This window comes from Streptomyces sp. NPDC002754 (assembly GCF_053592315.1).
In genome coordinates, this window is sequence record NZ_JBSFVM010000001.1 from 360,266 (window position 1) to 372,596 (window position 12,331).

Here is a 12,331-nt window from a genome sequence, read left to right on the forward strand (position 1 = left end):
TGTCGTCGGAGGCCGCCTGAACCACATTCTGAAGTTCGTATATAAGAACGCAGTTCCGTATCTGCGACCGAAGGTAGAGATGCGGGCCAGAGCGTGTCAACGCCCGTGCACCAGCTTTTCCGAATGAGGCGTCGGCCAGAGGGCGTGATGAGGTGCTGAACGGCGCCTGAAACCGCCGCTGGGCAGGTGTCATTGCCGCGGCGCGAAGCCGGAGGGGGTTGGCTGATCAGTGGCGGGGGCGCTGCCCCGGCTGTGGAGACACCGAGGGGTCTTCCCCTCGGGGCGTTTGGGGCTCCGTCATGTCGAGCAGGGCAAGTGCGTCATGATCGGGCGAGCCGGGCTCCGCCACGTAGACACCAAGACGTTGACCCGAGGTGCCTTCCAGTGTCATGGACTGAGAGGTGAGGCTGATCGTGCCGACCCGAGGGTGGTGGAAGGTCTTCGTGGCGAACTTGTGCCCGCCGACGTCGTAGCGCTCCCAGAGCTTGGCGAAGTCGGGGCTCTTCAGCAGTAGTTCGCCCACGAGGTTGGTCAGATCGGGGGCGTCGGGTGCGGTGCCGGCCTGCGCGCGAAGGCGGGCGACGCAGCTGCGCACCAGACTGTCCCAGTCGGGGAAGAGCTCGCGGGCCGCGGGGTGCAGGAAGAGGTACCGGGCGAGGTTGCGGTCCGTTGCGGGCCAGTCCTCCAGGCCTGCGTACAGAGCGAGTCCGCCGGGGTTCGAGGCCAGGAAGTCCATGCTGCGGCTGACGATGTAGGCCGGGTTGGGGCGCATCGTTTCGAGGAGCAACTTCAGGTGCGGGCGCACGGTCCGGCCGGGCTGCGGTGCGGGGTCGGGTGCGTAGTGGGCGGCGCGCACCGCGAGTTCTCGCAGGTGCTGGTGCTCTGCTTCGGTCAGATGCAGCGCACGGGCGAGCGCGTCCAGGACGGAAGGGCTGGGCCGGGTTTCTTTCCCGCGTTCGATGCGGACGTAGTAGTCGATGCTGATGCCGGCGAGGGTGGCGAGTTCCTCGCGGCGCAGTCCCGGAGTGCGGCGGAGCCCGGTTCCCAGAGTGAGGCCCGCCTGTTCCGGGGTGGTCTGCGTGCGGCGTGCCCGCAGGTACCTACCCAGCTCGGTGGCGCTACTGCGGGGTCCGTTCTCACTTCCTGCCATGCACCCAATTCTCACACGACGACGGCGCTTTCCGGGGATCCACCCTTTACCAAGTCCTTACGCGCGGCTGTCCTTCTTTGGGGAAGCGTTCGGTTGACTGAGATGACGGTTGACCAGCGGCTTCGAAACCCGCAGGAACCGTGATTTTTTGGGAGGCCCTGTCCCTCCCTGGAACGCCACTCCCCGGCAAAACACGGTCTGTCACGCGCTCTTTCGGGCCCGCAGGATGAGGCGTGAGCCAAGCGTGGGAATTCCGCTCGGCGACGATCACGCCGACGACACGGAGTCACATCCCCATGGCCGACACTTCTCGCCGGGCCTTTCTTGGACTGTTCGCCGCAGGAACCGCGGGCCTCGGCCTCGCCGGCTGCTCCCTGATGGGGCAGGGCGGCACCGGAGCGCGCGGCACGGACAGCGGAGCCGTGGCGAAGAGCCCACCGGCCCGGGGCGACCGGACGCTCGTCACGTACTTCTCCCACCCGTACACCGATGAATCCGTGAACTCCGCGGAAGAGTTGGACAACAGCCGTACGGAGGTGGGCGGAAAGGTCTACGGAAACGTCGAGTACACGGCGACGCTCATCCAGCGACGCACCGGCGGGGACCTGTTCCGTATCGAGACAGCCAACCCCCTCCCCGAATCCCATGAGGAGACGCTGGACATCACAGAGGCCCAGCAGAAGGAGAACGCCCGGCCCAAGCTGAAGCAGCTCGTGAAGAACATCGACGACTACGATGCCGTGTTCATCGGCTATCCGATCTGGTGGTACGACCTCCCGATGGCGATGTACTCATTCCTGGAGCAGCAGGACCTGAAGGGGAAGAAGGTCGTTCTCTTCTCGGTGCACGGCGGAAACGAGCTGGCGGATACCGTCGAGAACATTACCGACGGCCTGACGGAATCCACCGTCGTCCAGAACGCCTTCACCATCTCCCGTGACGACATGGAATCCGTCGAATCCGAACTGAATCCCTGGCTGGACGCGCTGGGTTACAAGTCCTGAACTGGGTGACCGTGAAAAGTAAAGCGAAAATAGCCGTCCTTCTCGTTGCCTTGGTGGCGGTCATGGTCGTCCTCGGCGTCACCGACTTCCACGAGTCCAGGCAGGACCAGACGCCGAGAATCAGGATCGCGAGTATGTGGGTCGCGCAGGCGGGGGCGAGTCGATGAGTTTCCTGCGAAAGCTCGCATTCTGGAGCATCGCCATCGTCTTTCCGCTGCCGCTCGTCGTCCTCTTCGAGACGGAATCACGCGACCCGGATCGGCTCAAGAATATTATCGTGCTGGGTCTTGTGGCCTACTGCTGGTGGCTGCTGGCGGTTCTGCTCAGCGCGCGCCCCGGGTGGCTGGACCGCTGGGTCGGATTGCCTGCCGTTTACGGACTGCACGGCATGCTCGGTGTTCTCGCGCTGGTCCTCGCCTATATCCACAGCCAGAATTCGTACGCCCCGAACGCGCTCGCCCGTGACCTGGGTGAGTGGGCGCTGTACGGCTCTTTTGGGCTGCTGTGTTTCTCGGTCTTCTTTCTCAGCGGGTGGCTGGTGGACCGATCCCGGCTGGTGAGCCGTGTGAAGTCACTCCTTGAGAAGGTTGTCCGGCGCCAGTTGTCGGTCTGGGTGCACCGGCTGAATCTCCTCGTCCTCGCCGCGATCTGGCTCCATGCCCACCTGCTCGGCCGGGTCAGCGAGCACTTCGCCTTCATGGTGCTCTTCGACTTCTACACGGTCGCCGTGTTGGGTGTGTATATCTGGAAGAAGTGGATATCTCCTGACGGGTACCTCACCGGAACCGTGCGCAGCAACATCGCGCGTGGTGACACCACACGCGTGGTGACAGTGGTCCTGGACCGGCCGGATCCGCGCATTCGACCCGGAGACTTCTTCTTCCTGCGGTTCGAGCGCAGGAAAGTCATAGGGAAGGAATGGCACCCGTTCTCCGTGACGGGAGACAGCCAGAAGGAATTGACGTTCACCATCCGGCAGCACGGCGACTACACGCGGAAGATCGGCGATGTGGAGGTGGGGACCCGGGTCCGGCTCGAAGGATCCTTCGGCCGCTTCGAATCCATCGTCCAAGAGCTCGACGACAGTACTCCGCTCGTGCTGCTCGGGATGGGAGCCGGGATCGCCCCGCTGCTCAGCCTGGCCGCAGCACACCACAAACGGCGCCCCATCGAGCTGCTGTGGTCGGTTCGGCGCCCCGACGACCCTTATTACGGTGACGTGCTGGACGAATTCGTGCAGGGCTCCGGCGGGCGCATGCGGGTCACCACCCGTGTCGGACGATTCCGCAAGGAGCACCTGTCGGCGGCGCTCTCGCCGGAGGCCGTCGAGAAGGGCGCGGTCTTCGTCGTCGGCCCCAACCCAGCCGTCCTCGCAAGCCGGTCGACTCTACGCAGGGTCGGTGTATCGCGAAAGCGTGTGCACGATGAACGGCTCACGATGTAGTCCGCTCTTGGTATGAAGTGTGGAGGGCGCCGCCCAAGCTGGTGGCGCCCTCCACACTTCCGGCGTCGGTCGCCGACTCTCAGATCAACGACTCGGCTGTAATGGGTAGTTGGCGCACGCGTCGCCCGGTGGCGTGGAATACGGCGTTGGCGATAGCAGGTGCCACGCCGACCAGCACGACCTCGCCGAGCCCTTTCACGCCGAGCGGGTCGGCTTCGTCGTCGCGGCCGTCGACGTAGATGGCCTTGAGGTCGGGGATGTCGGCGTTGACGGGGACCAGGTAGTCGGCCAGGTTGGCGTTGACGATGCGGCCGTCGCGGTGGTCGGTGACCGTGTGTTCCAAGAGGGCGGCGCCGATGCCGCCGACCATCGCGCCCAGCGCCTGGCTGTCGGCCAGTTTGGGGCTGATGATGCGTCCGGCGTCGAACACGCCGAGCATCCGCCTTACTCGCACGAGACCGAGGCGTGCGTCGACGGCGACCTCGGCGAACACCGCGCCGTAGGCGTACATGGAGGAACGGGCCTGGCCGGGGGTATAGCTGCCGGCGGCTTCGAGATGTGTCCGGTCGTTTCGGGACAGCAGCTGCCGGTAGGTCTCCCCGAGTGCCGGGTTGTCCTTCACGTGGAGGCGGCCGCCGCGTACGACGATGTCCCCGGCATCGGCACCGTACAAGGGGGAGTCCTCGTCCTCGACGGCGAGTTTGATGGCTTGCTTGCGCAGCTTGTCGCAGCCGTCCTGCACGGTGGATCCGACGCTGGCCATGGTCAGCGATCCGCCGTGGATGGGCGCCGGCGGCATGTCCGTGTCGCCGAGCCGGAAGGTGACGTTGCGGACGGGCAGGCCGAGTGCGTCGGCGGCGACCTGGGTCATGGACGTGTAGGTACCGGGCCCCATGTCACTCGTCGCGGTTTCGACGACTGCGGTGCCGTCGGCGTCGAGCCGCACGTCGGCCTGGCCCGGCTGTCGCAGCGTGTCGTAGAGCGCGGTGGCCATGCCGGTGCCGATCAACCAGTCGCCGTCGCGGGAGGAGCGCGGCTTGGGGTCGCGCTTGCTCCAGCCGAACTCGCGGGAGCCCACCGTGTAGCACTCGCGCAGCCGGCGGGTGGAGAACGGGCGCCCGCTGGTCTGATCGTTCTCCGGCTCATTGCGCTGCCTCAACTCGACCGGATCAATGCCGAGTTCGTGGGCGAGTTCGTCCACGGCGCTCTCGATGGGGAACGCGGCGCTGGAATAGCCGGGCCCCCGCATCGGCGTCGGGGTGTTCACATCGAGTGGCACCGTCCGGTACGTCTGACTGACGTTGGGCGTCGTGTAGAGCATCTGACCCGGCACGGTGACGCCTCGTTCGGCGAACGTCTCGTAGCGCGAGGTCTCGGCGCGCAGGTCGTGCGTCATCGCGGTCAGACGCCCGTTGCGCTCGCTGCCGAGGCGCACCTTGTACTCGTAGCCGGGCCGGAACCCCACCCCGAAGTAGAGCTGCTTGCGGGTCAGGACGAGCTTCACCGGGCGGTCGACCTCGCGGGCCGCGAGGGCCGCGATCGTGATGTGCGGCCAAGCGCGCGCGGAGTTGCCGAACGCGCCGCCGACGAACGGCGACAGCACACGGATGGAGTCGGCCGGAATCCCGAAGTCCGCCGCGAGCTGGGCGCGTGGACTCTGTACCCACTGAGTCTTGTCCCACAGCGTGAGCCGCTCGCCGTCCCACTGGGCGACTGTGGCGTGCAGCTCCATGGCGTTGTGGTGGTCGCGGGCGAGGTGGTAGGTCATGTCGAGCCGGACGGGGGTGGACTTCAAGGCGGCTTCCGCGTCGCCGCGCGAGTAGGTCGTGGGTTCGCCCGTGTTCGGTGCCTTGGCGAGGTCGGTGACCGACTCCTCGGTCTGGTAGGTGACCTTGACGAGTGAAGCGGCGTGCTGAGCGGCCTCCAAAGTGGTGGCCACGGCGACCGCGACCGGTTGGCCGTGGAATCGCACCTCGGTGTCCTGGAAGACGCGCAGCCGGTTTCCGGGGAGGTTGAGCGAGCCCGGGTTGTCGCGGTAGGGGAGCTCGGGTGCGTTGCCGTGGTGCATCACTTTCAGTACGCCGGGGAGTGCCTCGGCGGCGCGGGTGTCGATCCCGGTGATCCGCCCGCGCGCGATGTCGGCATCGACCACGACGGCGTGCACGACACCCTTGGGTTCGTGATCGGCGGCGTACTTCGCCTGCCCGGTCACCTTCAGCCGCCCCTCCACACGGGAGAGGGGCGCGCCGACGGCTGCCTGCGGCTGAGGACTCATACCTGGTCTCCTACGATGCGCAGCTGGCGTTCGACGGTGCGTGTGAGCAACTCGGCCTTGAACTTGTTGTGTTGGAGCGGCCGAGCTCCGTCCGCCGCCGATGCGGCCGCCTTGGCCCACAGCTGCTCCGAGGGGCGCTCACCGACGAGGGCGCGCTCGACGGAGGGCAGCTTCCACGGCACCGTTCCCACACCGCCCGCCGCCACTTTCGCCTCTCGGATCACGCCACCGGTGACATGCAGCGCCACCGCGGCGGATGTGAGGGCGAACTCGTAGGACTGGCGGTCACGGACCTTCAGGTAGCCGGAAACGAGCGGCCGGGGGAGCGTGGGTACCTCCACGGAGGTAATCAACTCACCCTTGTGTAGGGCTTGTTCGCGGATCGGAGTGCTGCCGGGGCGGAGCAGGAAGCCCTCGAAGGGCAGCGTCCGCTCACCGTCGGGGCTCACCAGATGCACTCGCGCCTCCAGGGCCGCCAACGCGACTGCGACGTCGGACGGATGGGTGGCCACGCAGTCCTCGGAGGTGCCCAGGATCGCGTGTGTGCGGTTATATCCCTCGCGCGCGGCGCAACCCGATCCAGGTTCACGCTTGTTGCAGTCGGCGGTGACGTCACGGAAGTACGTGCAGCGGGTGCGCTGCATGATGTTGCCGCCGATGGTGGCCATGTTGCGCAACTGGGCGGACGCGCTCAGCTCCAGCGCTTCGGAGATCACCGGGAACAGCGTGCTCACCTTGGGGTGGGTGGCGGCGTCGGACATCGAGACAAGGGCGCCGATGCGCAGCCCGCCGCGCGGAGTGACGTTGATCTCGCGCAGCGGCAGGGAGTTGATGTCGACCAGCCGGTCGGGTCGCTCGACGGTCTCGCGCATCAAGTCGACGAGAGTGGTGCCCCCGGCGATGTACCGCCCTCCGCGCCGGCCGGCGTCGAGCGCCTCACGGGTGGTCTTCGGCTTGGCGTACGTAAAGGGGTGCATGTCAGTCGGACCTCACTTCCGGCCCGTGGCCTGCTCGATGGCACGCACGATCTTCGGATAGCAGCCGCAGCGGCAGATGTTGCCGCTCATCCACTCCCGGATCTCGTCCTTGGAACCGGTGTGGCCCTCCTCGATGCAACCGACACCGGACACGATCTGCCCCGGGGTGCAGTAGCCGCACTGGAAGGCGTCCTGGTCGATGAACGCCTGCTGGAGTGGGTGCAGGTCGTCGCCGTCGGCCAGGCCCTCGACCGTGGTCACCTCCGCGCCGTCGAGGCGGATCGCCAGCGTCAGGCAGGAGTTCACGCGCTTCCCGTCGACCAGGACCGTGCAGGCACCACAGGCGCCGGCGTTGCAGCCCTTCTTGGAGCCCGTGAGCGCCAAGTGCTCGCGCAGCAGGTCCAGGAGTGAGGTCCGATTGTCGACGGTGACGGCGTGGCGACGGCCATTGACGCTCAGAGTGACATTGGTGCTGGGGGAGGCCTCGGCGGCAGCGGCCTCCTGGGCGCCGAGCAGCGAGGGGCTTGCGAGCAGACCGCCTGCTGCGAAGACCCCGCCGGCAGCGGAGGTCGTGGCGATGAAGGTGCGTCGCGTCGGGGCTGCGGGGGTCGAGGCGAGGGGAGACCAGGGTGTCGCGCCGGTCTCGGCGGGATCGGTGGTGGTGGGTTCGGTGGCCATGCCCACTCTCTCGTACGGGGGTGATGGGAGCTTGCTGATCGGGGCGTGGTCACGACGGACCGGCCCCATGTCCTCAGGCGCCTCTCTGTGCCTCGTAGGTTGCCGTACACCCTGCCCGGGCAACGGGAGGTGTGGCAGGCCGTGTTGTGACGGGGGAAGGGCAGCGGGGGTAGTGATACGGCCCCTTTGCTTCAGTGCTTCCTGGGTCCTGGCATGTCAGACTGGCGCGTTTGAAATGACGTTGCCTCGGGTCCAAGAAGGTGGCCTTCTTGGACCCGAGGCAACGTCAAATACCCAGCTCATCAAGGCTATTGGGCGAATTCGCTCGCGAGTTGCTCGGCGCGCTCCAACTCCTCGAGCGTGCGGGCGTGAGCGATCCAGGAGCCCACGTCATGGCCCGGGCTCGCGTCATGCCATTTGACGGACAGTTCGTCCCAGCTGACCCCGCCCCGTTCGCTGTGCCCTCGGGGGTGATCGACCCGTTCCGTCAGGCTCCGGCCGTCGTGCGTCCTGATCGTGACGACAGCTCCACGCCCGTTGGGTGCCTCAGCCTCCAGCAGAGGGTTCACAACCAGGGAGACGCGGGCTCGCAGATCCGCGAACGCGGGGTCGTCGAGCGCGGCGGGGAAGGGGTCCTCGTTCAGTGCGAGCCCTCCGCGCAGCAGGGCGGCGGTGAGCATGTCCTGGGCGCAGATGTTGTGCATCTGCCGGTTGTCGACGACGCGCATGGCGCGGGCAGGCAGGCCCACCTCGACCGCCGAGATGCTGTCGACCGTGAGGTCGTGGCGCGTCACCAGCGACAGGGCCGCTTCGGTGGGCGCGTGGATCGGGTAACCGGCGCGTACGAACTTGAAGTTGGCGCCCATCACGGCGAAGTCGCTGCCGAGGCCCCGTGTCACCGTCGCGGACGCGTCGTCCACGCCCCACGCGTGGAACACACCGTGGCGTTCGCCCAGGACGTCGTCGCAGCCCTCGAGGCCGACGGCGGCCTGTAGTGCGGCGCTCACCCCTGCCATCGCGTACTGGCCGTTGCAGAAGGCCTTGCTGAGGTGCTCTCGCTCGCGGAAGAGCGCGCAGAGCCCGTTGGCCTGGAAGGTCGCCAGTGCCATCGCGTGGCGGTACTGCTCCGGCTCAAGGCCCATGAGTCGGCTGCACGAGATGGCAGCCGCCAAGGCATGGAGGAAGTCGGAGTTCAGGTGATGGCGCTCCTTCACACTGAACAGACCGCCGCACGCGGCGATGAGACGCACACCCACGTCGTAGCCCAGGACCACGGCGTTGAGCAGTTCGCCGCCCGTCGCGCCCTGCCGCTCGGCCATGGCGACCGCGGCGTGCACGAGTGTCGCGCCGGGGTGGCCGCCGACGACGTGCGCCCCGTCGATCTCATCCGCGTGGCCAGCGGTGCCGTTGGCCAGCGCGGCCAGTGGCGCAGACGTGCGCAGGGCGGTGCCCAGCACATGTGACTCCGTCGGGCCGGGCATGGTGGCGACGTACTCGGCCGCCAGCGCACCGGCGGGCTGCCGGCGGCCGAAGTGGGCGCTGGCCATCTCGTCGAGAATCACCAGCTTCGCTTGCTCTCGCACTTCATGGGGGAGCGCGTCGAGCGACGTGGAGGCCGCGTATTCGGCGAGTGTGTGGGTCGGTGATGTGGTCACGACTCGGCCGCCTCTCGGAGGAGTTGGGTGACGGCGCCCGGCGCCGTGATCATCGCGTCGTGGGTCGCGTGCAGGATGTGGTACGCGAAGGTGGGGTCGGTGGCGTGTCGTTCGCGGGCTCGGTTCAAGACGTGTGGCTCCAGGGACGACGGGACGCATTCGATGAACAGGCCGGGATGGCGCCAGGCCTGGTCGGTGTCGCCGACGGGGTCCTGGTACGTCTTCAACGGCTGGGCCGTGATGCGGCTGTTGGCCCATGCGGCATCGTCCGGATCGGTGACGCCGTACCGGGAGGCGTCGGCCGGTGGGATGTACCAGCCTTCTCCGTTGTTCTTGGCGTCCGCCAGATGGTGCGCGGCGCGGTCGGCGCCGACCAGGTCGAAGGCGGACTCCCCGGTCCGCGGGAGGTGTGCGTCGAGGTAGACGACCCGGCGCACTCGGTCCGCCATCCGTTCCAGGGCGCCGGACACGACCATGCCTCCGTAGCTGTGTGCCACGAGAACGGCGTCGTTGATGTCCTCGAACTCGAAGGTGGCGACGAGGTCTTGAACGTGGTGATCGAGGCCGATCGTCTCGTCGAGCAGGTGCGAGCGCTCTCCGAGGCCCGTCAGGGTCGGGGTGTACACCATGTGGCCGGCGTGCCGCAGTGCGGTGGCCACGTGCTTCCAGCACCAGCCACCGTGCCGGCCGCCGTGGACCAGGACAAAGGGTGGACGTGCCGAGGTCGGCTCTGCCGACATCGCAGGTCACCTCCTTCAATCTCGTGTATCTAGCGGGATGTACGGGTCGGAAGGGAGGGGCCGCCCGGAGAGAGGGGGCGCAGATCGCTGTCGAGGCGGTAGTGCCTGGGCACCCCCGTCGGGATGTCGAGGCCGCATACGGCGCTTTCGGAAAGGCCTTCGACGAGTTTGATCAGCGCACGCAGGGTGTTGCCGTGCGCGACGACCAGCACGGTTCTGCGGGCCAGTAGATCGGGGACGATGGCCGCCTCCCAGTACGGCAGCAGGCGCGCGTGTACGTCCTTGAGGGACTCGGCTGCCGGAACCGGGACACCAAGACCGCGGTAGCGGGCGGTCCCGTCGCCCTGCAACGAAGTGGCGTCGTCCCCGGCGGGTGGCGGCACGTCCCAGGACCGCCGCCATCGATGGAACTGCTCGTCACCGAATTCGTCGCGTATCTGTTGTCGGCTCCTGCCCTGCAGCGCGCCGTAGTGCCGCTCGTTCAGCCGCCAGCTCCGGCGGACGTCGATCCAGTGCCGGTCGGTGGCGTCGAGTGCGAGATCCGCGGTGTCGATGGCTCGGCGCAGCAGCGAGGTGTGTGCGATGTCGGGCAACAGGCCTACTGCCGCCAACTGTGCACCGCACGACCGTGCTTGGCGCCGTCCTCGATCGGACAGCGGAACATCGGTCCATCCGGCGAAGAGATCCTGCGCGTTCCAGACACTCTCGCCATGGCGCAGCAGCACCAGGTCGCCCGGCCGCCCGCCTGCCGTGTGATCAGTCAACGGCGTCGACCGCGTCCCGGTCGAGGTCGAGCTGGCTCGTCTCGCCGACCTTGAGCACACAGATCAGGCTGACGAGGCAGACGCAGGCGAGGATGCATCCGAAGGTGAAGCTGCCGAAGTTGTTGATGATGGACGGCGCGACCAGAGGCGGGATGCCGCCGCCGATCATTCCGGCCAGGCTGTAGCTGAGGCCGGCCGCGGTGTAGCGGTAGCGGGTGTGGAACAGCTCGGAGAGGAATGCCCCTTGCGGTCCGGTGGCGATGCCCGACAGGAACAGTGTGACGGGCACACCGATGGCGAAGACGCCGCGCGATCCGAGGTCGAGGAGTGGGAACAGTACAAGGGCCCACACCACGCCGACGCTCGCCGCGCCGACGATCACCCCGCGACGGCCGATGCGGTCGGAGAGGACCGCACCGATCAGTGTGCCGAGGGAGATGGTGAGGCCGCCCACCATCGCCATACTCAGGACGAAGGTGCGGGGAAGTTCGAGAACGGTCGTGCCGTAGCTGACCAGGTAGGTGCCGCCGATGTAGGTGAGGGCGAAGCCGATCATCACGGTGCCGGTGGCGAGCAGCACCTGGCGTGGCTGGTGCTTGAGGGCTTCGAGGAAGGGCAGTCGTGAGGTGCCCGACTGAGCGACCTGGTTCTTGAACACTGGGGTCTCGTCGATCCGCATCCGGATCCACAGCCCGACGATGACGAGCAGGAAGCTGGCCAGGAAGGGGACGCGCCATCCCCAGCTGGTGAAGGTGTCCTCGCTCATGAAGAGCGCGGTGAGCAAGAAGGTGAGGTTGGCCAGTGTGATGGCCCCGCCGCCGCCGAAGTTGGGGAACATCGCCCAGAAGCCGCGTTTGCCCTTGGGTGCGTGTTCGGAGGAGAACAGGACCGCTCCGGCGAACTCGCCGCCCGCGGCGAGTCCCTGGAGGACGCGTAGCACGATGATCAGGATGGGTGCCGCGACTCCGATTTGGGCGGCGGTGGGCATGAGTCCTACGAGGATGGTGGAGAGGCCCATGAGCAGCATGGTGGCGATGAGGGTCTTCTTGCGGCCGAGGCGGTCGCCGAAGTGTCCGAAGAGGATGCTGCCGAAGGGGCGTGCGAGGAAGGCGACGCCGAGTGCGGCGAAGGAGGCGGTGATGCCTGCGGCTTCGCCGAGGGCGGGGAAGAACACCTTGGGGAAGACCAGCGCAGCGGCCGTCCCGTAGATGCCGAAGTCGTAGAACTCGATGACGGTGCCGATGAAACTCGCGGTCGCGACGCGTCCCATGCCCGGAGGGGACTTCGTTTCGGCTTCCGGATCCGGTGCCTCCACCGGCCCGAGTGTCTGTTCCTGTGGGTGCGTCATTGCATCTCCCTGTTGGTGACGCGGCGTCGTCGCCGGGTCAGGGTGCGGCCGCATGCCGCGCACGCTCTGCCGAGCGTCGGTCGGGAATCCCGCGGGTCGTGACCCTTCACTGACCACGAGAGTTCTGATATACGAACCAGAGGGCGTATCTGCGATTGACCGTATGGTTCGACCTGGGGTGTGTCAACGCTTGTGCGCGCGGGTTTTCCGTTGCGTAGCGGCAGGTTCGGCGTTGACAGTGCACGGTGGCGCCCATAGTCTCGCGACTGTAAATACGTACCATGGTTCGGATTTAT

General features: G+C 67.1%; 10 protein-coding genes. 2 read left to right on the forward strand and 8 right to left on the reverse strand.

Annotated elements, in window-relative coordinates; translation table 11 throughout:
• Positions 1–226: 226 nt before the first annotated feature.
• A complete protein-coding gene (locus tag ACWD2L_RS01825) occupies positions 227–1,150 on the reverse strand; it encodes a helix-turn-helix transcriptional regulator (protein ID WP_351344826.1) in 924 nt (307 codons plus the stop codon).
• A 296-nt stretch (positions 1,151–1,446) separates the two neighbouring features.
• On the opposite strand from ACWD2L_RS01825, the gene ACWD2L_RS01830 reads away from it, so the two are divergent.
• Positions 1,447–2,154 carry a flavodoxin gene (locus tag ACWD2L_RS01830; RefSeq protein ID WP_351344823.1) on the forward strand — a complete coding sequence of 236 codons (708 nt, stop codon included), beginning with the start codon at positions 1,447–1,449 and terminating at the stop codon, positions 2,152–2,154.
• 163 nt (positions 2,155–2,317) lie between these two features.
• On the forward strand, positions 2,318–3,598 hold the full coding sequence (locus tag ACWD2L_RS01835) for a ferric reductase (protein WP_351344820.1): 1,281 nt from the start codon (positions 2,318–2,320) through the stop codon (positions 3,596–3,598).
• 79 nt (positions 3,599–3,677) lie between these two features.
• Here ACWD2L_RS01835 and ACWD2L_RS01840 read toward each other — a convergent pair whose 3' ends face one another.
• The 7 genes from ACWD2L_RS01840 to ACWD2L_RS01870 form a co-directional block, all read right to left on the reverse strand.
• Positions 3,678–5,873: a xanthine dehydrogenase family protein molybdopterin-binding subunit gene (locus tag ACWD2L_RS01840; protein ID WP_351344817.1), complete on the reverse strand. Its 2,196-nt coding sequence runs from the start codon at positions 5,871–5,873 to the stop codon at positions 3,678–3,680.
• Complete coding sequence (locus ACWD2L_RS01845; protein WP_351344814.1) at positions 5,870–6,850, reverse strand: FAD binding domain-containing protein; 981 nt, start codon at positions 6,848–6,850, stop codon at positions 5,870–5,872. The genes ACWD2L_RS01840 and ACWD2L_RS01845 overlap by 4 nt, the downstream gene beginning before the upstream one ends.
• A gap of 12 nt (positions 6,851–6,862) precedes the next feature.
• Positions 6,863–7,528: a (2Fe-2S)-binding protein gene (locus ACWD2L_RS01850; RefSeq protein ID WP_351344811.1), complete on the reverse strand. Its 666-nt coding sequence runs from the start codon at positions 7,526–7,528 to the stop codon at positions 6,863–6,865.
• Between the two features lie 308 nt (positions 7,529–7,836).
• The gene (locus ACWD2L_RS01855; protein ID WP_351344808.1) at positions 7,837–9,183 is read right to left on the reverse strand and encodes an MmgE/PrpD family protein; all 1,347 of its coding nucleotides are present in this window, start codon (positions 9,181–9,183) and stop codon (positions 7,837–7,839) included.
• Positions 9,180–9,923, reverse strand: coding sequence for an alpha/beta fold hydrolase (locus ACWD2L_RS01860; RefSeq protein WP_351344805.1), 744 nt, complete (start codon positions 9,921–9,923; stop codon positions 9,180–9,182). Before ACWD2L_RS01860 ends, ACWD2L_RS01855 begins: the two co-directional genes overlap by 4 nt.
• 29 nt (positions 9,924–9,952) lie before the next feature.
• Positions 9,953–10,687, reverse strand: a complete 735-nt coding sequence (locus tag ACWD2L_RS01865; protein WP_451187075.1) for a 2,3-bisphosphoglycerate-dependent phosphoglycerate mutase — start codon at positions 10,685–10,687, stop codon at positions 9,953–9,955.
• A complete protein-coding gene (locus tag ACWD2L_RS01870) occupies positions 10,680–12,035 on the reverse strand; it encodes an MFS transporter (protein WP_451187077.1) in 1,356 nt (451 codons plus the stop codon). The genes ACWD2L_RS01865 and ACWD2L_RS01870 overlap by 8 nt, the downstream gene beginning before the upstream one ends.
• Positions 12,036–12,331: the final 296 nt, after the last annotated feature.

What these genes read in the sequence shown, in the direction of transcription:
- ACWD2L_RS01860 (WP_351344805.1), bottom strand. Translation starts at nt 9,923, where the DNA reads ATGTCGGCAGAGCCGACCTCGGCACGTCCACCCTTTGTCCTGGTCCAC.
- ACWD2L_RS01850 (WP_351344811.1), bottom strand. Translation starts at nt 7,528, where the DNA reads ATGGCCACCGAACCCACCACCACCGATCCCGCCGAGACCGGCGCGACA.
- ACWD2L_RS01830 (WP_351344823.1), top strand. Translation starts at nt 1,447, where the DNA reads ATGGCCGACACTTCTCGCCGGGCCTTTCTTGGACTGTTCGCCGCAGGA.
- ACWD2L_RS01870 (WP_451187077.1), bottom strand. Translation starts at nt 12,035, where the DNA reads ATGACGCACCCACAGGAACAGACACTCGGGCCGGTGGAGGCACCGGAT.
- ACWD2L_RS01840 (WP_351344817.1), bottom strand. Translation starts at nt 5,873, where the DNA reads ATGAGTCCTCAGCCGCAGGCAGCCGTCGGCGCGCCCCTCTCCCGTGTG.
- ACWD2L_RS01835 (WP_351344820.1), top strand. Translation starts at nt 2,318, where the DNA reads ATGAGTTTCCTGCGAAAGCTCGCATTCTGGAGCATCGCCATCGTCTTT.
- ACWD2L_RS01825 (WP_351344826.1), bottom strand. Translation starts at nt 1,150, where the DNA reads ATGGCAGGAAGTGAGAACGGACCCCGCAGTAGCGCCACCGAGCTGGGT.
- ACWD2L_RS01845 (WP_351344814.1), bottom strand. Translation starts at nt 6,850, where the DNA reads ATGCACCCCTTTACGTACGCCAAGCCGAAGACCACCCGTGAGGCGCTC.